This is a genomic window from Streptomyces sp. NPDC051310 (assembly GCF_044455245.1).
Lineage (GTDB): Bacteria > Actinomycetota > Actinomycetes > Streptomycetales > Streptomycetaceae > Streptomyces.
The window spans coordinates 414,484-434,233 of sequence record NZ_JBITEO010000004.1 but is presented as its reverse complement, the minus strand read 5'-3'; the positions used below and the strand labels follow the sequence as shown (position 1 = coordinate 434,233).

The 19,750-nt window shown below is 72.8% G+C and carries 20 protein-coding genes; 14 read left to right on the top strand and 6 right to left on the bottom strand.

Features of this window, described 5'->3' with window-relative positions; all coding sequences use genetic code 11:
- The first annotated feature begins 67 nt into the window (after positions 1-67).
- Entirely contained in the window at positions 68-919 is an 852-nt protein-coding gene (locus ACIA79_RS09020) for a putative RNA methyltransferase (protein ID WP_399427475.1), read from the top strand.
- 201 nt (positions 920-1,120) lie between these two features.
- Here the strand turns inward: ACIA79_RS09020 and ACIA79_RS09015 are convergent, their stop codons facing one another.
- From ACIA79_RS09015 to ACIA79_RS08995, 5 genes are all read right to left on the bottom strand, one after another.
- Positions 1,121-2,389, bottom strand: coding sequence for a glycosyltransferase (locus ACIA79_RS09015; protein ID WP_399427474.1), 1,269 nt, complete (start codon positions 2,387-2,389; stop codon positions 1,121-1,123).
- Positions 2,390-2,447: 58 nt separating this feature from the next.
- A complete protein-coding gene (locus ACIA79_RS09010) occupies positions 2,448-3,635 on the bottom strand; it encodes a hypothetical protein (protein ID WP_399427473.1) in 1,188 nt (395 codons plus the stop codon).
- A 112-nt stretch (positions 3,636-3,747) separates the two neighbouring features.
- Positions 3,748-4,743 (bottom strand): NAD-dependent epimerase/dehydratase family protein, encoded by a 996-nt coding sequence (locus tag ACIA79_RS09005; protein ID WP_399427472.1) that lies wholly within the window; start codon positions 4,741-4,743, stop codon positions 3,748-3,750.
- Positions 4,740-5,087: a ferredoxin gene (locus tag ACIA79_RS09000; RefSeq protein WP_399427471.1), complete on the bottom strand. Its 348-nt coding sequence runs from the start codon at positions 5,085-5,087 to the stop codon at positions 4,740-4,742. The genes ACIA79_RS09005 and ACIA79_RS09000 overlap by 4 nt, the downstream gene beginning before the upstream one ends.
- Positions 5,088-5,126: 39 nt before the next feature.
- On the bottom strand, positions 5,127-6,341 hold the full coding sequence (locus ACIA79_RS08995) for a cytochrome P450 (RefSeq protein WP_399427470.1): 1,215 nt from the start codon (positions 6,339-6,341) through the stop codon (positions 5,127-5,129).
- 452 nt (positions 6,342-6,793) lie between these two features.
- Between ACIA79_RS08995 and ACIA79_RS08990 the strand changes: the two genes are divergently transcribed.
- The 7 genes from ACIA79_RS08990 to ACIA79_RS08960 all read left to right on the top strand — a co-directional run bounded on the left by ACIA79_RS08990 (position 6,794) and on the right by ACIA79_RS08960 (position 13,076).
- Positions 6,794-7,564 (top strand): TylF/MycF family methyltransferase, encoded by a 771-nt coding sequence (locus tag ACIA79_RS08990; protein WP_399427469.1) that lies wholly within the window; start codon positions 6,794-6,796, stop codon positions 7,562-7,564.
- Entirely contained in the window at positions 7,557-8,195 is a 639-nt protein-coding gene (locus tag ACIA79_RS08985; protein WP_399427468.1) for a dTDP-4-dehydrorhamnose 3,5-epimerase family protein, read from the top strand. The genes ACIA79_RS08990 and ACIA79_RS08985 overlap by 8 nt, the downstream gene beginning before the upstream one ends.
- Positions 8,196-8,250: 55 nt before the next feature.
- On the top strand, positions 8,251-9,498 hold the full coding sequence (locus tag ACIA79_RS08980; protein ID WP_399427467.1) for a cytochrome P450: 1,248 nt from the start codon (positions 8,251-8,253) through the stop codon (positions 9,496-9,498).
- 8 nt (positions 9,499-9,506) lie between these two features.
- Positions 9,507-10,586, top strand: coding sequence for an NAD-dependent epimerase/dehydratase family protein (locus ACIA79_RS08975; protein ID WP_399427466.1), 1,080 nt, complete (start codon positions 9,507-9,509; stop codon positions 10,584-10,586).
- 7 nt (positions 10,587-10,593) lie between these two features.
- Positions 10,594-11,715 (top strand): DegT/DnrJ/EryC1/StrS family aminotransferase, encoded by a 1,122-nt coding sequence (locus ACIA79_RS08970; protein ID WP_399427465.1) that lies wholly within the window; start codon positions 10,594-10,596, stop codon positions 11,713-11,715.
- A gap of 324 nt (positions 11,716-12,039) precedes the next feature.
- Positions 12,040-12,231 carry a hypothetical protein gene (locus tag ACIA79_RS08965; RefSeq protein WP_399427464.1) on the top strand — a complete coding sequence of 64 codons (192 nt, stop codon included), beginning with the start codon at positions 12,040-12,042 and terminating at the stop codon, positions 12,229-12,231.
- A 107-nt stretch (positions 12,232-12,338) separates the two neighbouring features.
- Entirely contained in the window at positions 12,339-13,076 is a 738-nt protein-coding gene (locus ACIA79_RS08960; protein ID WP_399427463.1) for a dienelactone hydrolase family protein, read from the top strand.
- A gap of 260 nt (positions 13,077-13,336) precedes the next feature.
- Here ACIA79_RS08960 and ACIA79_RS08955 read toward each other — a convergent pair whose 3' ends face one another.
- Positions 13,337-13,759, bottom strand: a complete 423-nt coding sequence (locus ACIA79_RS08955) for a hypothetical protein (RefSeq protein WP_399427462.1) — start codon at positions 13,757-13,759, stop codon at positions 13,337-13,339.
- A 320-nt stretch (positions 13,760-14,079) separates the two neighbouring features.
- Here ACIA79_RS08955 and ACIA79_RS08950 point away from each other — a divergent pair, with 320 nt between their 5' ends.
- From ACIA79_RS08950 to ACIA79_RS08925, 6 genes are read left to right on the top strand one after another with little or no spacing between them, the layout of a single operon-like run.
- A complete protein-coding gene (locus ACIA79_RS08950; RefSeq protein WP_399427461.1) occupies positions 14,080-15,324 on the top strand; it encodes a sedoheptulose 7-phosphate cyclase in 1,245 nt (414 codons plus the stop codon).
- Positions 15,321-15,710, top strand: a complete 390-nt coding sequence (locus tag ACIA79_RS08945; RefSeq protein WP_399427460.1) for a cupin domain-containing protein — start codon at positions 15,321-15,323, stop codon at positions 15,708-15,710. Before ACIA79_RS08950 ends, ACIA79_RS08945 begins: the two co-directional genes overlap by 4 nt.
- Positions 15,707-17,044 (top strand): aspartate aminotransferase family protein, encoded by a 1,338-nt coding sequence (locus ACIA79_RS08940; protein ID WP_399427459.1) that lies wholly within the window; start codon positions 15,707-15,709, stop codon positions 17,042-17,044. Before ACIA79_RS08945 ends, ACIA79_RS08940 begins: the two co-directional genes overlap by 4 nt.
- Positions 17,045-17,061: 17 nt before the next feature.
- Positions 17,062-18,123 carry an ATP-binding cassette domain-containing protein gene (locus ACIA79_RS08935; protein WP_399427458.1) on the top strand — a complete coding sequence of 354 codons (1,062 nt, stop codon included), beginning with the start codon at positions 17,062-17,064 and terminating at the stop codon, positions 18,121-18,123.
- Positions 18,120-18,944, top strand: a complete 825-nt coding sequence (locus tag ACIA79_RS08930) for an ABC transporter permease (RefSeq protein ID WP_399427457.1) — start codon at positions 18,120-18,122, stop codon at positions 18,942-18,944. The genes ACIA79_RS08935 and ACIA79_RS08930 overlap by 4 nt, the downstream gene beginning before the upstream one ends.
- Entirely contained in the window at positions 18,941-19,747 is an 807-nt protein-coding gene (locus ACIA79_RS08925; protein ID WP_399427456.1) for an ABC transporter permease, read from the top strand. The genes ACIA79_RS08930 and ACIA79_RS08925 overlap by 4 nt, the downstream gene beginning before the upstream one ends.
- Positions 19,748-19,750: the final 3 nt, after the last annotated feature.

The window sequence follows — 19,750 nt, the reverse complement described above, 5'->3', positions numbered from 1 at the left end:
CGCGTCGCCCGCGCCGCATTGCATAAGCTGGGCTCTTGTCACGACCACGGCGGCACCAGGGGACACGATGCGGAAAGAGGCGGTGCGGTACCTTCGTTGTCCTCACTGTTCCGGCACGATGACGATGGACGGCAGCACCCTGCGGTGCGGCTCGGGGCACAGCTTCGACGTGGCGAAGCAGGGGTACGTGAACCTGCTGCGTGGGGCGGTCAGGTTCAGCGCGGACACCGCCGGCATGGTCGCGGCCCGCGCGGACTTCCTCGCCGGGGGCCACTACGCGCCGATCGCCGAGTCCCTGGCCGCACTGGCCCGCGGGACGGCTCCGGAGCCGGTGGACGGGGATCCCGGCTGCGTCGTCGACATCGGCGGCGGCACGGGCTACTACCACGCGCGCGTGGTGTCGGAGTTCGCGGGATCCGAGGGCATCCTGCTCGACATCTCCAAGTTCGCCGCCCGCCGCGCCGCGCGGGCCCACCCCCGTATCAGTGCCGTCGTGGCCGACGCCTGGGACAGGCTGCCGTTCGGCGACGGGGCCGCGTCCGTGGTCCTCAACGTCTTCGCACCGCGCAACCCTGCCGAACTGCGGCGGATCCTGCGCCCGGGGGGCGTGCTCCTCGTGGTGACACCGCAGCCCGACCATCTGCGCGAACTGGTGGACTCCCTCGGGCTGCTGCGGGTGGACGAGCAGAAGGACGAGCGCCTGGCCGACCGGTTCGGCGCGCACTTCACCGAGGTGGCCCGCGAGCGGGCGCGGAGCACCATGGCGCTGGACCACAAGGCCCTGCCACAGCTGGTGGGGATGGGTCCCAACGCCTGGCACCAGGACGGCGGCCGGCTGGAGGAGCGGATCGCGCGGCTGCCGGAGCCCTGTGACGTGACGCTGTCCGTCTCGCTGACCGCGTACCGTCCGCTGGCGTGACCCCGGCTCACCTGCCCGGACGCCTCAGCCGCAAGGCGGCGTGAGCGAGCCGCCGCCGACGGCCCCGCTCCCGGTCCGCGAACCTCCCCGACGCGGCGCGCGGCACCTGGGGTCCGCGTCCCGGTCCCTCCCCCTCCCCCGGTCCCGGCAAGGGTGGTCCCGCCGGGCCCGGGCCGAACGAGTGGAGCGCGCCGGGGCGCCTCAGACGGTGGCCGCCGCGATCCCCTTGCTGGTGGCCCACTCCTCGATGACGTCGCACGCCGTGTCGACCCCGCGCTCCGCCGCCACGGCGTCCCCGAGCCGCCGGGCCCGTGCGGCCACGGCCGGGTCGGTCGCCGCCTCCCGTACGCTCGCCAGCAGCTCCTGGCGGTTCATCCGGCGCATGGGCACCGGCGGGCCGGCGAGTCCCGCCCGGTGCAGCCGGGCTGCCCAGAAGGGGTGGTCCGCGAACACGGGCACGATGACATGGGGCACTCCGGCGCGCAGCACCTCGGCCGTGGTGCCGAACCCGCCGTGGTGGATCACGGCGGCGGTACGGGGGAACAGCCAGGAGTAGTCGGCACCGGTGACCCGGAAGACGTCGTCGGGCAGCGCCCCGTCCGGGCCGCCGACCACGACGAGCCGGCGGCGGGCGCCGCGCGCCGCGGCGATCGCGTACTCCAAAGTGGCCTCCTGGCGGTGGACCGGCCAGGTGCTGCCGAGGGTGAGCGCGATCGGCGGCGTACCGCCGGCCAGGAAGTCCTCCAGCCCGGCGGGCGGTTCCCAGCCCGGCTCGTCCCAGAACCAGTAGCCGGTGACGTGACAGCGCGCGGGCCAGTCGGCGGGCTTGGGCAGGACGCTGGGGCTGAAGGGGTACAGGTGGGGCTGGTCCCGGCCGAGGCGGCGCAGGGGAGAGTCGGCGCCGAAGGGCGGCAGGCCGCGCCGCGCGCGGTACTCGTCGATCTCGGGGCCGCGCCACCGCCAGTCCTCGGTGGCCGCCCGCACATGGGTGAAGTGGTTGTAGTACGGGGTGAGCGGGCCCATCAGGCGCTGGCCGGACTCGATCGCGGGGAAGGCGGTGGTCTCCGTGTTGGGCCACCAGCAGGCGGAGAGCCACGGTGTCCTTGCGGTGCCGAACGCGGCGGCCACGGTCAGCGGCGAGTGCAGGACGAGGTCCACGCCCTCCGCCGCGGTCTCGATCTCGTCCAGCACCTGCTGGTCGTAGCCTTCGGGCGCCTTGGGGAGGGCCTTGATGAGGTTCCTCATCGACGGTCCGCGGCGCAGTGCGTCCACCACCTCCGGCATCGTGAAGAAGCCGTCCGGGTCACCCGGTGTGGTGCGGTGTTCCAGGCCCGCCCGTTCGACCAGGGGGCGCAGGGCCTCGGGCGCGCCGAGGACGACGTGGTGCCCGCGGTCGCGCAGGCCGCTGCCCAGGGCGACGAAGGGCTGCACGTCGCCGCGCGAGCCCATGGTGAGCAGTGCTATGCGCATGCGGTCCTCCGGGGCGCGGTACCGGCGGGGCGGTGCCGCCGGCCCGTCGTACGCGGGGTCATGCGGCGCCTCCGGAGGAGGCGGCCACCAGGGAGTCGAAGTCGCGGGGGATCCAGGGCGGGATGCCGCCCTCGGCGTTGGTGCCCTTCTCGATGAAGGCGAGGTTGTGGTAGACGTGCAGGCCCGTCACGTGGCGGTCCGCGTAGCCGGGGGTGCGGCCCTGCGCGGGCGGCAGTTCCTCGTGCTGGAGGCTGTCGATGAGCGACTTCAGCAGGCCGAGGCTGGTCGCGCCGCTGCGCTCGGGGTCCTCGTTGCCGCCGAAGCCGGGCCAGTAGGCGGTCCACAGGTCCTCGACGACGTACAGGCCACCGTTGCGCACGTGCGGGAACAGGGCGTGGAACGAGGTGCGGACGTGCTCGTTGATGTGGCTTCCGTCGTCGATGACGATGTCGAAGGGGCCGTACTTCCGGGCGATCTCCGCGAGGCAGTCCGGGTCGTTCTGGTCGCCGATGACGGTGGTGATGCGCTGTTCGTCGGCGTGCGACTTGTCCACGATGTCCAGGCCGTGGATCAGCCCGCGGTGGAAGTAGTGCTTCCACATGCGCAGGGAGCCGCCGCCCCACTCGGGGTGCTTGTAGCCGCCGATGCCGATCTCCAGGACCCGTACTTCTTCGTTCCGGTAGGGGCTGAAGTGCCGGTCGTAGTGGGGGGTGAACCAGTGCAGCGATCCCCATTTGGGTGTGAGGTAGCGGGAGGTCAGCTCGTTCAGGTCCGGCTTGGCGGAGGTGCAGCCGGCCAGCACGGTGGCGGTGGCCTGCTGGGCGGCCAGGAAGTAGGGGCCGATCTTGTCGGCGGCGTCGGAGCCGGCGTAGGGGAACAGCGTGGTCCCGCGGACGCCGGTGGGATGCTCCCGGGAGGGGCCGAACAACTCGCGGACCAGGTCGGCCAGGTCGTACTCGATCCTCATGGCGACGAATTCCCCGCCGCGGGGGACGGTGCGGACGGGTGCGCCCTGGACGGCGCGGAGCCAGTGGGCCAGCCGTTCGCCGGCCGTGCGCACGACGAACTCGACGAGCACCGGTTCCTCGTTGACGGGGGCCGGGGAGCGCGAGCAGATCTCGTCGATCAGCACCCTGGCGACGTCGGCAGCGCGGTGGCGCTCCGTCAGTTCGCCCAGGGAAGCGGCGTGCCCTCCGGCTGCCCGGATGATGTCCTGCACGAGGGAGAGGTCGGTGTTCTCGGCCACGGAGAGCCTTCCAGGTCGTGGTTCGGTGAGGGGATCGGTGACGGAATCGGCGGGAGGGCGGAATCAGCGGGAGAAGGGAACGGCGGGAGAAATCGGTGACGGATCGGGCGGTCTACGGTTGCGGGTGCGCGTTGTCGCGGTACCAGCGCACGGTGTCCCGCAGTCCCTCGCGCAGCGAGCGGGGCTCGAAGTCGATCACTTCGCGCATCCTGGCGAGGTCCAGCCTGCGGACCGCCGCGCCCGCGGGCCGCCCGGGGTCGGTCCGGACGCGGGAGGGCACGTCGAGGGCCGCGGCCACCAGACGGGCCAGCTCCAGGATCGACACCTCCTCCGCGGACCCGACGTTCACCACGTCGTACTTGCCGGTCTCGACCACCCGCAGCGCGCAGCGCACCAGGTCCGACACGTGGATGAAGGACCGGGTCTGGCTGCCGTCGCCCCAGATCTCGATCTCCTCGCCGGACGCGGCGCGCGCGACCATGCTGGGGATGACCCGGTTGTGGGCGCCGGCCGCGCTGTCCCGGGGGCCGTACACGTTGCCCGGGCGGATGCGGAAGACCCGGGTGGCGAACTGCCGTTGGTGGTGGTCGGCGAGGATCTCCCCGAAGATCTTCGACAGTACGTAGCCGTTCTCGGTGTACTGGGGGCTGCGGCGGATGTCCTCGTCCTCGGACGCCGGGGCGGTCCGCGGTACGCAGTAGACCTCGGAGGAGCTCAGCAGGAGGACGTTGTCCACCTCGAACTCGCGGGCGCAGTTGAGGAGGTGGGCCGTGGTGCGCACGTTGGCGTCGAGGATTTCGGCCGAGTGCTCCCGTTTGTACTGGGCGTTGCCGTCCAGGGCGGCGCAGTGGAGGACCGCGTCGATGTGCGGGGCCAGGTAGCGGAAGGCGGCGCGCGTCTCGTGCTCGTCGCCGAGGTCGACGCGGGCGAGCCGGAGCCGGTCGCCGGCCAGGGCGGTGAGTTCCTTGCGGATCACGGGCCGGTCGGTGCGGTGGAGGCCGATCACGGTGGCGCCCTCGGTGGCGAGCCGCTCGACGAAGTGGGAACCGATGAAACCCAGCGCGCCGGTGACCATCACGGTCCGTCCGGCCCAGTGGCCGCTCGTCATGACGTCTCCCGCCGGTCGTTCGGGGCGGCCCGGGACGCGTCCCGGTGCGCGGCTCGGTCCACGTCCCGGTGCGCGGCTCGGTCCACGTCCTGGTGCGCGGCTCGGTCCACGTTCCGGTGCGCGTCCGGCAGCGCGGCCCGGTCCGCGTCCCCGTCCTCGGTCACCAGGACCGCGCCGACCGGGCAGAGGCCGGCGGCCTCGTGGACGGCGGGCCACTGTGCGGCGGGGGGCGTCCGGGTGAGGGCCCGGCTCAGGCCGCTGTCGTCCTGGGCGAAGACCTCGGGGGCGGAGCGTTCGCACTGGCCCGCGCCGACGCACAGGTCCCTGGCGATGCGTACACGCATGTCATGCGTCCTTCGTTCGCGGTGGCTTCCGTGGCTCCGTCACCAGGTGACGGGCAGCTCGTGGAGCCCGAAGATGGCGGAGTCCTCCTTCACCCGGAGCGTGTCGACGTCCGTGGCGAGGCGCAGCCCGGGCAGCCGGCGGAGCACCGCGCCGAGGGTGACCTCCAGTTCGAGGCGGGCCAGGTTCTGGCCGAGGCACTGGTGGGGTCCGTATCCGAAGGCGACGTGCTGGCGGGCCGGCCGGTGGATGTCGAAGGCGTCCGGGGAGGGGAAGACGTCCTCGTCGCGGTTGCCGGAGGCCAGCAGGAAGATCAGGCCGTCACCGGCCCGGATGGTGTGCCCGTCGAGCTCGATGTCGTCGGCGGCGGAGCGGCGCAGCCCGTCGGCGACGGTGAGGTAGCGCAGCAGCTCGTCGACGGCGTCGGGCAGGAGTGCGGGGTTCTCGGTGAGTTCCCGCCACGCGTCGGGGTGCTGGAGGAGTGTCAGGGCGCTGAGCGCGGTCATCGCGGCGCTGGTCTCGTGTCCGGCGGCGAGCAGCAGCACGGCGTTGTCGAGGACGTCCGCGTGGGTCAGCTCGCCGGTGCGCAGGCCCTGGGCGGCGAGGGTGCCGATGACGCCGCCGTCGGGTGTGGTGGCACCGGCCTTGGCGGTGATCAGCCGGTCGAGGTAGTCGCGCAGTTCGAGCAGCGCGGTCACCGATTCGTCGTCCCCCATGAGCCTGGTGGCGCGCTCGCTGCGGCTCTGGAAGAAGGCGTGGTCCTCGTAGGGCACTCCGAGGAGCTCGCAGATGACCAGGGTGGACATGGGCAGGGCGAGTTCGGCGACCAGGTCCGCGGGGCGTTCCAGGGTGTCGAACCGGTCCAGCAGCCCGTCCACGATCCGTTCGATGCCGGGCCGCATGGCGCGGACCCGGCGTACGGTGAACTCGGGGATGAATACACGACGCAGGGTGCCGTGGTCGGGGGCGTCGAGGGTCAGCAGCGAGCGGGTCGCCTCGGCCTCGCCGTCGGCCGGGGAGAGCCGCGGCAGTCCGGCGGGGTCGATCCGGACCCTGCTGTCGGCGAGCAGGGCCCGCATGTGCTCCTGCTTGGTGATGAGCCAGGTCCGTGAGCCGTCCCAGACGCGGGCGGGGGCGACGGGGGTGGTGGCGCGCAGCTCGGCGTACCGGGCGGGGGGCTGGAAGGGGCAGGTGCGGGCCATCGGCCAGGAGACCTCCGCTTGCGCCTCGGCGTCGGCGGCACGTGCTGTGGGCAACGGATTCCCCTTACGTCTTCGGCAACCGGTACGGCGCGCACAGCCCGCCGCGTCCCGCTCAACGAAGCACGGTGCCGCGACGACCGGCAAGGAAGGTCCGTCGATCTTCGTCAGGTCGGTGCGGCGCCGGCCCCGGGCCACGGAAGCCGGCGCGGACGGCGGCGGGGCGCGGGGCCCGACGCGCAGGCGGGCGCGAGATGGATGCGGGGGCGGACGCGGAGGCAGACGGCGGGGGCGGGACGCGAGGGCGGACGCCCGGACGGACGCGAGGGCGACGGCAGGGGCGGTTCCACCGGCGCGCGGGCCGTGCCGGGGGGCCTGGTCAGGGCCGATGGCCGACCTGACATACGGATCCGCGGGTGAGTGGCGTTCCACCGCCCACTGTCCCTAGCGTCGAAGCCCTCATGGGCACCCGTCAGGCACCGGTGCTCCCGCCTCGCTGGAGGATCCCTTTGACAGTCGCCACCGCGGACGGCCGAGATCTGTATCTCGGCCTGCTGAAGAAGGTCGTCACCAACATGATCTACGAGGACCCGACGCACGCCGCGGGCCTCATCACGGATCCCCGTTTCGACCGGGAGGCCCGCGAGAGCGGTGAGGACTACCCGGTGGTCGCGCACACCATGATCGGCATGAAGCGGCTGGACAACCTGCACCAGTGCATCGAGGACGTACTGCGGGACGGTGTGCCGGGTGACGTCATCGAGACGGGTGTGTGGCGCGGCGGTGCGTGCATCTTCGCGCGCGGGGTGCTGAAGGCGCACGGCGTGACGGACCGCACGGTGTGGGTCGCCGACTCCTTCCAGGGGTTCCCCAGGACGGAGGCCGACGACCACCCCATGGACGTCGAGATGGACCTCCACCAGTACAACGAGGCGGTGAGCCTGCCCACCGGCCTGGAGACCGTGCGCGAGAACTTCGCCCGCTACGGCCTGCTGGACGACCAGGTCCGGTTCCTGCCGGGGTGGTTCAAGGACACCATGCCGACGGCGCCGGTCGAGCGGCTCGCCGTCATGCGCCTGGACGGCGATTCGTACGGCGCCACCATGGACGTCCTGACCCACCTGTACGGGAAGCTGTCGCCGGGCGGGTACGTCATCGTCGACGACTACTGCATCCCGGCCTGCCGGCAGGCCGTGCACGACTTCCGCGACCGCATGGGCATCGACGACGAGATCCACCAGGTGGACCGGCAGGGTGCCTACTGGCGCAACGGTGGCTGAGGAGAAGGGCGTTCCGCGCCCGCTCGGCATCGAGGGTGCCTGGGTGGTGGAACCCGAGGTGCACCCCGACCGGCGCGGCGAGTTCCACGAGTGGTTCCAGAGCGAGCGGTTCCGGCGTGCCACCGGGCACACGCTGCCGCTGGTGCAGGCGAACGTCGCGGTGAACCGGCGCGGTGCGCTGCGCGGGATCCACTTCACCCGGCTGCCGCCGGGCCAGGCGAAGTACAGCGCGTGCGTCCAGGGGGCGGGGATCGAGGTGGTCGTCGACATCAGGACCGGCTCGCCCACCTTCGGGCGGTGGGAGGCGGTGCACGTCGACGAGCACAACCGTACCGCCGTGTACGTGGCGGCGGGCCTGGGCAGGGCGTTCTTCGCGCTGACGGACCGCACCACGCTCATCTACCTGTGTTCGAGCGGGTACGCCCCGCAGCTCGACCACGCGATCAGTCCGCTGGACCCCGGCCTGGCGATCGCCTGGCCGGACGGGATCGAACCGGTGCTCTCCGCGCAGGACGCCGGCGCGCCCACCCTCGCCGAGGCGGAGCGGCTCGGCCTCCTCCCCTCCTACCGCGCCTACCGGGACCACCACGCGCGGCTGTGCGGCGCGGGCGGCGTACCCGGGCCGGGATGAGGGCGGAGCCCGGGCACGCGCGCACGATCCGTACCGCTGACGGCAGGAAAGGCTCATGACGTCCGACAGTTCCACCACCGACGCGGCCCCCGGGGCCGCTGCCCCGGCCGAGGCCGGCGCGGCCGCGCGGCCGTATCCGTTCAGCACCGCCACGGGGCTCGGAATGGACCCCCTGTACGGGTACCTGCGCGAGCGCGAGCCGGTGGCGCGGGTCCGTATGCCGTACGGCGGCGAGGCGTGGATGGTGACCCGGCACGCCGACGCCAGACTGGTGCTCGGCGACCCGCGGTTCAGCATGGCGGCGGGCGCGGGCAAGGACGTCCCCCGCCCCACCGAGCAGTTGCTGGAGCCGGGCGGGCTGGTCGCGATGGACCCGCCCGAGCACACCCGGCTGCGCCGGCTGGCGGGCGGCGTGTTCACGCACCGCAGGGTGGAGCGGATGCGCCCGTCGGTCACCGCCCTCGCGCACCGGCTCGTGGACGGGATGACCGCCGCGGGGACGTCCGCCGATCTGCTGGAGGCGGTCGCGCTGCCCGTGTCGATCGGTGTGATCTGCGAGCTGCTCGGGGTGGACTACGAGGACCGGCACGTCTTCCAGCGGTTCTCCGACGCCCTGCTGTCGACCGCGCTGCCGCCCGAGGAGGTCAGGCGGGCCGGTGAGGAGTTCGTCGGCTACCTCGCGCAGCTGGTCGCGGAGCGGCGCGAGTCGCCGACGGACGACCTGCTGGGGGCGATGGTCCAGGCGCGTGACGACGAGGACCGCCTGTCCGAGAACGAGCTGTACATGCTGGGCGCCGGGCTGCTGGTCGGCGGGTACGAGACGACGGCGACGCAGATCGGGAACTTCGCGTACCTGCTGCTGCGCGACCGCCGGCTGTACGCGTCGCTGGTCGAGGACCCGGGGCTGATCCACGGAGCGGTGGAGGAGCTGCTCCGCTTCACGCCGCTGACCACGGTGGACGGTTACGCGCGGATCGCGCTGGAGGACGTCATGGTCGGCGGCACGCTCATCCGCGCCGGGGAGGCCGTGTTCACCTCCGTTGCCGCCGCCAACCTGGACCCGGAGGTCTTCCCCGACCCCGAGCGTCTCGACTTCACCCGGGAGCGCAATCCGCACCTGGGTTTCGGCCACGGCATCCACTACTGCATGGGCGCCCCGCTGGCCCGGCTGGAGATCCAGGTGGTGCTGGAGGTCCTCACCCGGCGGCTGCCCGGGCTGCGCCTGGCCGTCCCGGCGGCGGACGTACGCTGGCAGCCGGGGCTGCTGCTGCGGGTGCCGGAGCGACTGCCCGTCACATGGTGAACGATCCGATGCCGAAGCGCGGGCCCCGTCCCGGCGCGCGGGGGCCCGGTGCGTCGCCGGAGCCGGAGGCTTCCCGGCACCGCAACGGCAACGACAACGGCAGTGGCAGTGGCAGTGGCAGTGGGAGCGTCGTGGTCCTCGGCGGCGCCGGGTACGTCGGCCGCCATGTGTGCGCGGCGTTCGCCGCGCGGGGCCGTGACGTCGTGGTGGTGGGCCGCCGCCCGCCCGAGGAGCCGGTGCCGTACCGCTGCGTCACCCTGGACCTGGCCGGTACGGATCCCGCGGCGCTGGCCGCGGCCCTGGACGCGGAGCGTCCGGACACGATCGTCAACTCCGTAGGGAGCATCTGGGGCCGTACCGACGAGCAGATGTGGTCCGCCACCGCGGTGCCCACGCTGCGCCTGCTGGAGGCGCTGGCGCTGATGTCCGCGCGGCCGCGGCTGGTGCACCTCGGCTCGGTGCTGGAGTACGGCCCGGTGACGCCCGGCAGTTCGGTGGGCGCCGACGCCGTACCGCGCCCGGACACGGCGTACGGCAGGAGCAAGCTCGCCGCCAGCGAGGCGGTGCTGCGGGGCACCTCGGGCGGGTGGGTCGACGGTGTGGTGCTGCGGGTGTCCAACGTGTCGGGCCCCGGCACCCCGCGGATCAGTCTGCTGGGCCAGGTCGCCGAGCGGCTGCTGGCGGCCGCCGCGACGGGTGCGGAGGCCGTCGTGGAACTGTCCCGGCTGCGCGCGCACCGGGACTACGTCGACGTGCGGGACGTGGCCGACGCCGTCGTGGCCGCCGCCTGCGCGCCGGACGTCCCGGTCGCCGTCGGCATCGGGCGGGGCGAGGCGGTCGCCGTCCGCGACCTGGTCGACCTGTTCATCGAGGCGAGCGGCATTCCGGCACGGGTGGTGGAGCGCCCGGCTCCGGTCCGGGCGGCCGGTCACCGGGAGGACTGGCTGCGGGTCGACACCGGCGCGGCGCGCGCCCTGCTGGGCTGGGCACCGCGCCGTTCGCTGCGGGAGTCGGTCCGCGACTGCTGGCACGACCTGGTCCGCGCGCACCGGCTTCCCACCACCCCATCGAAACACTCTGGAGGTTGAGCTCTCCGTGACTACCTACGTCTGGGACTACCTGGCGGAATACCAGAACGAACGCGCGGACCTCCTCGACGCCGTCGAGACCGTCTTCGCCTCCGGGCAGTTGGTCCTCGGCCCCAGCGTGGACGGGTTCGAGAAGGAGTTCGCGGACTACCACGGCCTGCGCCACTGCGCCGGTGTCGACAACGGCACCAATGCCGTCAAGCTGGGTCTGCAGGCGCTGGGGGTGGGCCCGGGGGACGAGGTCGTCACCGTCTCCAACACGGCCGCGCCGACGGTGGTGGCCATCGACGGCACCGGTGCCACACCCGTCTTCGTGGACGTCCGCGCCGATGACCACCTCATGGACACCGACCAGGTCGCGGACGCCATCACCCCGCGGACGAAGGCCCTGCTGCCGGTGCACCTGTACGGGCAGTGCGTCGACATGGCGCCCTTGCGCGCCCTGGCCGAGGAGCACGGCCTGGTGGTGCTGGAGGACTGCGCCCAGGCGCACGGCGCGCGCCACCACGGCGAGCTGGCCGGCACGCTGGGCGACGCCGCCGCCTTCTCGTTCTATCCGACGAAGGTCCTCGGTGCGTACGGCGACGGCGGGGCCGTGCTGACCGACGACGCGGACGTCGACCGTGCACTGCGCCGGCTGCGCTACTACGGCATGGAGGACGTGTACTACGTCGTGCGGACGCCCGGCCACAACAGCCGGCTCGACGAGGTGCAGGCGGAGATCCTGCGCCGCAAGCTCACCCGCCTCGACCGCTACATCGAGGGCCGGCGCGCGGTCGCCCGGCGTTACGCCGAAGGGCTCGCGGACCTGACGGGGCCCGGCGGGCTGGTGCTGCCGTCCGTCACCGAGGGCAACGACCACGTGTATTACGTGTACGTCGTCCGCCACCCGCGCCGGGACGACATCATCGAGGCGCTGAAGTCGTACGGGATCTCCCTCAACATCAGTTATCCGTGGCCCGTGCACACCATGACGGGCTTCGCGCACCTGGGGTACGCCAAGGGCTCGCTGCCGGTGACGGAGCGGCTGGCGGACGAGATCTTCTCGCTGCCGATGTACCCGGGGCTCGCGCCCGACGTGCAGGACAAGGTGATCGCGGCCCTGCACGAGGTGCTGGCCGCGCTCTGAGGCGGCGCCGCACGCTCCGAAGGCGTTCCGGGGACGCGCCGCGCTCCCCGGACGGCCGGCTCCCGCCCCGGACGCGCCCGCGCGGCGCGGTGCCGGGCCCCTCGCGCGACCGGACCGCACCCCGCCGGGCGAGGACGCCCCCCGACGCGGCGCAGCGACGCGCCGCGTCCTTCTGAGTCCATGGCGCGCAGCGGCGCTCGGATGGCTGCCGAGGAGCAGGCCCTCACCAAGCGGCGGCACCACCACGACCGGCCGAAGCCAAAGCCGGGGACGGCGGCGGCACCCCGGCGCCGCCGCACGGCGGAACGGTGCACCTGCCTTGCCATGAAGCGGAGTGAGAAGTGCTGCACCGGCAACTCCCATGTGAAGCCGATGCTCCAGGTCATCGACGACAGCGGCACCTTCCGCGGCGGGGTCGGCGTCGAGGCCTCCTTCTGGCCCGACGGCGGCCCCAACCCGCGCCCGAGCGACATGCGCCAGAGATACGCGCCAAAGGGGCGACGGGATGATCCCTGAAGCCCTGAGCGCCGGGCGCGTCCCGTATTTCGGAGGGACACCGTTGTGTTCTGCCAGCGGCAGAACACCGGCCGGACCGGACTCGACGATCACTACAGTCCAGTCTCATGACGAAGATCACGACGCGTACGGTCGAGTACCCTGCCGACGGTTTGACGATGATCGGGCACCTCGCGCTCCCGGCCGGTGTCGACCGCCGGCCCGCGGTGCTGCTCGGACCAGAGGGCATGGGGCTCAGCGACGTCGAGCGCCGCCGGGCCGATGCTCTCGCCGAGCTGGGATATGTAGCGCTGGCCTTCGACCTCCATGGCGGGCGCTATTTGGGTGACCCCGAGGAGATGCTGGCCCGTTGCATGCCACTGCTCGCCGATCCCGACCGGATGCGGGAGATCGGCCATGCGGCGCTCGACGTGTTGCGCACCGAGCCCCGGACCGACCCCGACCGGATCGCCACCGTCGGCTACGGAACCGGGGGCGCCGTCGGGCTGGAACTCGGGCGTGACGGCGTCAACCTGCGCGCGATCGGGACAGTCAACGCACTGACCACGGGCCGACCGGGCGAGGCGGCGCGCATTCGCTGCCCGGTGTGGGCCGGGGTCGGGTCGGAAGACCAGATCATGCCGCCCGCGCAACGAAACGCGTTTGCCGCCGAGATGCAGGCCGCGGGCGTCGACTGGCGCCTCGCGGTCTACGGCGGAGCCTTGCACGCCTTCCACCACCCGCCGGTCGACCACCCCGTGGTCCCCGGCGTCGGCTACCACCGACAGCACGCGCAGCGAGCCTGGCGCGACGTCGTCGCCCTGCTCGCCGAGTGCCTGCCCGTGACGGAGGACCTGGGGGCATGACCCGGGCAAACATGCTGGTGCCAGGCCTGGTCGGCGTCGCGCACTGACGGTCTCCTCCCCTCAAGCCCTCACAGCAGACCCGCATTCGGACAGTTGCGCGGTCACGGAGGCGTAGACGCAACTACCGCGGCAGCTACCGGGTTTACTGCGACGGAGCCCTGGCCGTGATCGTCGCGACCTGCGGCGGACCGTTCCGGCTTCCAGGGCGAGATGTACGCATGTACTGCGGCGTCACTGTGCTGACCACGCGTGAAGCCGCATCAGGATCTACTCATTGCCCCCTTGCCGCGTATCTCGGCTGAACTCCGACTCCCCCGGCGGCCTGCTCCAGCAGGGCTCGTGCGGAGTCCGCGTAGCGCATAGCGGTCTTCCCGTCGGGCCCGAAGACCTCCGCGAGATGGAGTGGGCAGGCCCTGGGTCAGCTCCAGGGTGAGGTCGTCGAGAAGCCGGGCGCGTCCGGCGATGGTCAGCCGGCGGTTGCCGAGATCGACGTCCTCGAGCACGAGGGCGACGATGTGGGCGATCCGGGCGGCGTGGACCGCCGCGAGGGCGAGGACGAGTCGCGCCGCCGGCGTCAACGCAGCTGCGACGGAGCGCTCGACCTGCTCAGGGAGGAGAGGTTGCAGCACGGCGGAATCGTTCTGCCCGACCTTGATTCGGCTGGTGGGGTTGCGGCGGATCAACCCCTGCCGTGTGGCCCAGGTGAACAGCGACCGCAGGGCGACGAGCTGGTCACGTCGCTGAGACCGTGCAGCGTCCTGAGGTGGGCGAGGACGTCGTCGCGGGTCACCTCCCTCACGTGGTGGTAGCGGTTGGACCACTCCAGCAGGGCCGGACGGCGCCGCCGCCGTGGGCGTCCGGCCGACGCCTGTCATGCATTGAAAATTCTTGCAGAAGCTCTCAGCAAGTCATTGCGAAGCATCGGACATGGTCATTAAAGTCCTTGCCGCTGACCGCAATTGACGGACGTTCGGCAGTTCTGCCGATGGACTCGAGGAGTGTCGTGACGGTGCAAGCAGCCGTTGTCGAGCCCGGGGTGCGATGCGACGACGGCGGCTTCTCGCTGCGCGCACCCGAGGGCACGTCGTACCGCGTCGACATCACGCGCGGCCTGCTGGACCCGGAGAACCCGCTCCTGGCCCGGTACTGCGAGGGACGCCGGGTCGTCGCCTTCCTCGGGCCCACGGTGGAGCGGCTCTACGGGCAGCGGCTGCGGCAGTACCTCTCCTCGGCGCTCACGCCCGGCAGTTGGAGCGTGGCCGTCCTCCCCGGCGGCGAGCACCACAAGACGATGGCGACCGTCGAGGAGATCTGCGCCCGGGCCAAGCGGGAGGGCCTCGACCGACGTGGTGTGCTGCTCGCCGTCGGCGGCGGGGTCACCTGCGACCTGGTGGGTTTCGCGGCGGCCATCTACAGCCGCGGCGTGCGCTACATCAAGGTCAACACCACGCTCGTCGGCCAGGTGGACGTCGGCGTCGGCGTCAAGACCGGCGTCAACGCCCTCGGCACCAAGAACATGCTCGGCGCCTACCATCCCGCGCACGCGTCGCTGAACGACCCCGCGTTCCTCCGGACGCTGGCACCGCGCGACGTGCGCTGCGGCCTGGGCGAGGTGGCCAAGATGGCCGTCATCAAGGACGCGTCGCTCTTCCGCGCCCTGGAGGAGTGCCCCGACGTCTTCCTCACGCCCCGCCCGGTCCCCGCCCGGCTCGCGGACGCCGCCCCGCGGGGCGTGGAGGGCTACGTCCTGCGGACCTCGATGCGGCTGATGATGGAGGAGCTCTGCCCCAACCTCCGCGAGCACGACCTCGCCCGGCTCGTCGACTTCGGCCACACCTTCGGACCGGCCATCGAGACGGCCAGCGGCTACCGCGTCGCCCACGGCGAGTCGGTCGCCGTCGACATGGCGCTGTCCAGCGAGCTCGCCCGGGTACTGGGGCTGATCGACGCCGCCGACTGCGAGCGGATCGTCCGCCTCCTCGCGGCGCTCGGCCTGCCCGTGCACGACCCGCAGACCTGCACCCCGGAGCTGATGCACGGCGCCCTGCACGCCGCCTGGGAGCGGCGGGGGCGCCGTCTGCACCTCGTGGTGCCGCGCGGGATCGGCACGGCGTCCTTCGTCGACGACCTGGACGACATCCCGGCGGGCGCGCTCGACGAGGCCCTGCGGGCGCTCGCCCGCCGTGCGGCCGGCCTCCCCGCCCCGCTCCCCACCGCCCCCCGAAGCCCTGGAGCCACAGCCCGATGAACCCCGCCGAGCCGTCCCGTCCCGCCCTCGCCAACCTCTACGACGGCCTGCTCCGTGAGGTGACGGGCGACCACGGCGGAGAGGGAACGATCCTCGCCCACCGGGTCTACCGGCGCGAGGACGCGCCCGCCGGGATCGCCTTCGTCGACCTGGTCGTGCTGCCGCCGCGCTCCTCCATCGGCGTGCACCGCCACGCCGACGACCAGGAGACCTACGTCATCCTCTCCGGCCGGGGCCGGATGACGCTGGACGGCGAGGAGTTCGCGGTCCACGCGGGCGACGTCGTCCCCAACCGCCCCCACGGCGCGCACGGACTCGTCAACGACTCGGACGACGATCTGAAGCTGCTGGTCCTCGAGGTCGGGCCGCTCGGCGGCGAGCGATGACCGGCGCGCCGGAGCGGGAGCGGCTCCCCCGGGAGGAACGGCCCCTCCAGCGGCGCCTGCTGGAGCGGGAGGCCGCCCGGCTGGCCCCGGGCGCGTCGGAGGAGTCGGCACTGGGCCGGCGGGTCTTCACCGAGGGCCGCGGCGCCGTCCTCACCGACCTGGACGGCCACCAATACATCGACCTCGCGGCCGGCACCCTCACCCAGTCGCTCGGCCACTGCCACCCCGAGGTCGTCGCGGCGCTGACCGACCAGGCCGCGCGGCTGTGGAACGTCCACGACTCCGCCACCGCCGGCCGCGCCGCCCTGTGCGACCTGCTCGCCGAGCTGCTGCCGGAGCAACTGGACACGTACGCCTTCTTCTCCACCGGCGCGGAGGTCGTGGAGGCCGCGCTGCGGGTGGTCCAGGCCGTCGCCGAGCCGGGGCGCAACCGGATCGGCGCGCTGCGGTACGGCTTCCACGGCAAGACCCAGGGCGCGCGCATGCTGGTCCACTGGGACATCGGCAACCAGGCGCTCTCGGGCAACAGCATCCTCGGCTACTCGCCCTACTGCTACCGCTGCCCCCTCGAACTCAGCTACCCGTCCTGCGGCGTGCGCTGCGCGACGCTGGTACGCCGCCACATCGCGGAGAAGTCCAACGTCGCCGCGCTCGTTTTCGAGCCCGTCCTCGGTGCGGCAGGGGTGATCGTCCCGCCGCCCGGTTACTGGGAGCAGATCGCCGACGGCTGCCGGGACAACGGCGTGCTGCTCGTCGCCGACGAGGTACTCACCGGCGGCGGGCGCACCGGCGCCTTCCTGGCCTCCGAGCGGTTCGGTATCGAGCCCGACCTGGTGGCGCTGTCGAAGGGCATGGCCTCGGGGTTCCCTTTCGCCGTGCTGGCCGGGCGCGCCCCCGTGCTGCGGCACCCCGACGCGGCGCGGGCCGGGTCGACGGCGTCCACGTACGCCGGCAACCCCCTGGGCATCGCCGCCGCGCGCGCCACGCTCGAAGTGGTGCGCCGTGACGCCCTGATCGAGCAGGTGGACGTGCTGGGCGGGGTGCTGGCCGAGGGTCTGGCCGGGCTGCACGCCCGGTACGACGTGCTGGGCGAGGTGCGCGGCATCGGCCTGCTGTACGGGCTGGAGTTCGTGCGCAGCCGCGCCTCGCGCGAGCCGGCGCCCGACATCGCGCGCGCGGTGTACCGCGCCGCGCTCGACCTGGGACTGCGGACCGCGCTCGGGGGCAACGTCATCCGGCTCGCGCCGCCGTTCACCATCGGCCGCGCGCTCCTGGAGGAAGGCATCGCCCTGCTGGGGCAGGCCCTGGAGCGCGTCACGGAGGGCGAGCGTTGATCGTCGCGGAGAACCTCGTGAAGGAATTCCGGGTCCACCGGCCCCGGCCCGGTCTGCTCGGCAGCCTCGGCTCGCTGTTCAGCCGCGAGTACCGGACCGTGCGCGCCGTGTCCGGCGTCTCCTTCGAGATACCGGCCGGCACCAGGGCCGCGTACATCGGCGCCAACGGCGCCGGCAAGTCCACCACCATCAAGATGCTCACCGGGATCATGCGCCCGACGGCCGGACGGTGCCGGGTGGCCGGACTGGAGCCGTACGAGCAGCGGCGGCGCAACGCCGCGAACATCGGGGTCGTCTTCGGCCAGCGCAGCCAGCTGTGGTGGGACCTGCCGGTGCCGGACTCCTTCCGCATCCTGCGCCACATCCACGGCATCCCGGCGCCCGTCTACCGGCGCAACATGGAGCTGTTCCGGGAGCTGCTCGACCTCGACGCCCTCGGCAACACGCCCGTACGCCAGTTGAGCCTCGGCCAGCGCATGCGCGCCGAGGTCGCCGCCGCGATCGTCCACGACCCGAAGGTGCTCTTCCTGGACGAGCCGACCGTCGGCCTGGACCTGGTGCTCAAGCAGGCGGTGCGCACGCTCGTCAACCACGTCAGCGCCGAACGCGGCACCACCGTGCTGCTGACCAGCCACGACATGGGGGACATCACCGCCATCTGCGACCAGGTCCTCGTCGTCGACCGTGGCGAGGTGATCCATCAGAGCACCGTGCAGGAGCTGTTGCGCACCGCGGACACCCGTGCCGTCGTGTTCGAGCACCAGGGCCGGGAGACCGGGCCGGAGGAGACGAAGAGGATCATCGAGCGTCACCTGGACGGCGCCACGGCCACGCCGGCCGACGGCGGGCGCGTGACGGTCGAGTACCCGGCCGGCCGCTGGTCCGCCCGCCAGGTGATGGGCTTCCTGCTCGACCACTTCGACGTGACCGACTGCGTCGCACCGGAGCCGGACCTGGAGTCGGTGCTGCGGCGGATCTACACGGGGAGCGCCGGGCACGCCGCGCCGCCCGCGGACACCGTCCCGGCCGGACCGGCCGGTGCGGCCGGTGCGGCCGGGCAGCGCGGGGCCGCCGTATGACCGGCCCGGCACCCCTGGCGTCCCTGCGCCGCTACGCGCCGTTCGGCGTCGCGAGCCTGCAGGGCCTGCTCCAGTACCGCTCGTCGTTCGCCGTCAGCGCCCTCACCGCGGCGACCGCCGTCGGTGTGCAGGTCTTCCTGTGGCGCGCCGTGTACGAGGGCGGCGACGGCGGCCCGCTCGGCGGTTACACGTCCGCGCAGCTGACGACGTACGTCCTGCTGGCGCAGGTGCTGGGGCTGCTCCACGCCAGCCGGGTGGACGAGGAGGTCGCCGGGGAGGTGCAGCGCGGGGACATCGCCGTGTCGTTGCTGCGCCCGGTGAGCTACCCGCTGGCGCGGTTCGCCGCGGGCCTTCCCGTGTCGCTGTGCAACGCCGTCCTCGTCGCCGTGCCCCTGGTGGTGGTGTACGCGCTGCTGTTGCCGCTCACCGCGCCGACCTGGCCGCGGGCGCTGCTGTTCGCGGTGTCCGCGGCGCTCTCGCTCGTCATCGGGTTCGGCATCAACCTGCTCGTGGGGCTCGCGGGATTCGTGACCACGAACGTGTGGGGCGTGCGCATCGTCAAGGACAGCGTCGTCGCCTTCTTCGCCGGACAGGTCGTCCCGCTCTCGCTGATGCCCGGGCCGCTGGCCGCCGTCGCACACGCCCTGCCGTTCCAGGGCATGGTGGACGGGCCGCTGCGCCTGCTGCTCGGCCGGTACGACGGCGTGTCCGGCGCCGCGGGGATCCTCGTGGTCCAGCTCGGCTGGGCGGCGCTCCTCACCGGGGCGTGCACGCTCGCCTGGCGGCGGGCCGTGCGCCGGCTGGAGGTGCTCGGCGGATGAGCCCCCTCGCCACCGCGGCCCGCTACCTGCGCCTCACCTGGCTGCTCAGCGGTGTCAGTCTCCACCGGCTGACCGCGTACCGCATGGACTTCCTGCTCGGGGCCGGCGGGCTGCTGCTGCGGGTCACCTGTCAGGTCGCGGTGATCGGGATGGTGTTCCGGCACGTGCCCGTCATCGCGGGCTGGACCTACCACCAGGTGCTGTTCCTGCTCGGCTTCTCGCTGCTGCCGCGCGGCCTCGACCGGATGTTCACCGACCAGTTGTGGATCCTCGCCCGCAAGCTGGTGCGCACCGGCGAGTTCTACCGCTACCTCATCCGGCCGGTCCACCCCTTGTTCGCGCTGCTGTCGGAGCGCTTCCTCTACCCCGACGGGTTCGGGGAGCTGGTCACCGGGCTGGCGCTGGTCTGCTGGGCCGCCGCGCACCTGGACCTCGCCGTGGGGGCCGGGACGCTGCTGCTCGCACCGGTCCTGGTGCTCTGCGGGACCCTGATCCTCGCCTCGGTCAAGACCTTGTTCGCCGCCCTCGCCTTCTGGCTCACCGACAGCTTCCCCGCGCTGTACGCGAGCCACCAGCTCGGCGAGTTCTCCGGCTACCCGCTGGACCTCTACCACCCCTCGCTGCGGTGGGTCCTGACCTGGGTGCTGCCCTACGCCTTCACCGCCTACGTCCCCGCCGCCTTCCTGCTGTTCGGGCACACCGACCTGCTGCCCTGGCTCTTCGTCGTGGCGGCCGGCCTGGCGGCGCTCGCCCTGGTCGTCTGGAACCGGGGCGTGGACCGATACGAGATGACCGGGAGCTGACCC

What these genes read in the sequence shown, in the direction of transcription:
- ACIA79_RS09020 (WP_399427475.1), top strand. Translation starts at nt 68, where the DNA reads ATGCGGAAAGAGGCGGTGCGGTACCTTCGTTGTCCTCACTGTTCCGGC.
- ACIA79_RS09015 (WP_399427474.1), bottom strand. Translation starts at nt 2,389, where the DNA reads ATGCGCATAGCACTGCTCACCATGGGCTCGCGCGGCGACGTGCAGCCC.
- ACIA79_RS09005 (WP_399427472.1), bottom strand. Translation starts at nt 4,743, where the DNA reads ATGACGAGCGGCCACTGGGCCGGACGGACCGTGATGGTCACCGGCGCG.
- ACIA79_RS09000 (WP_399427471.1), bottom strand. Translation starts at nt 5,087, where the DNA reads ATGCGTGTACGCATCGCCAGGGACCTGTGCGTCGGCGCGGGCCAGTGC.
- ACIA79_RS08980 (WP_399427467.1), top strand. Translation starts at nt 8,251, where the DNA reads ATGACGTCCGACAGTTCCACCACCGACGCGGCCCCCGGGGCCGCTGCC.
- ACIA79_RS08975 (WP_399427466.1), top strand. Translation starts at nt 9,507, where the DNA reads ATGCCGAAGCGCGGGCCCCGTCCCGGCGCGCGGGGGCCCGGTGCGTCG.
- ACIA79_RS08965 (WP_399427464.1), top strand. Translation starts at nt 12,040, where the DNA reads ATGAAGCGGAGTGAGAAGTGCTGCACCGGCAACTCCCATGTGAAGCCG.
- ACIA79_RS08960 (WP_399427463.1), top strand. Translation starts at nt 12,339, where the DNA reads ATGACGAAGATCACGACGCGTACGGTCGAGTACCCTGCCGACGGTTTG.
- ACIA79_RS08945 (WP_399427460.1), top strand. Translation starts at nt 15,321, where the DNA reads ATGAACCCCGCCGAGCCGTCCCGTCCCGCCCTCGCCAACCTCTACGAC.
- ACIA79_RS08940 (WP_399427459.1), top strand. Translation starts at nt 15,707, where the DNA reads ATGACCGGCGCGCCGGAGCGGGAGCGGCTCCCCCGGGAGGAACGGCCC.
- ACIA79_RS08930 (WP_399427457.1), top strand. Translation starts at nt 18,120, where the DNA reads ATGACCGGCCCGGCACCCCTGGCGTCCCTGCGCCGCTACGCGCCGTTC.
- ACIA79_RS08925 (WP_399427456.1), top strand. Translation starts at nt 18,941, where the DNA reads ATGAGCCCCCTCGCCACCGCGGCCCGCTACCTGCGCCTCACCTGGCTG.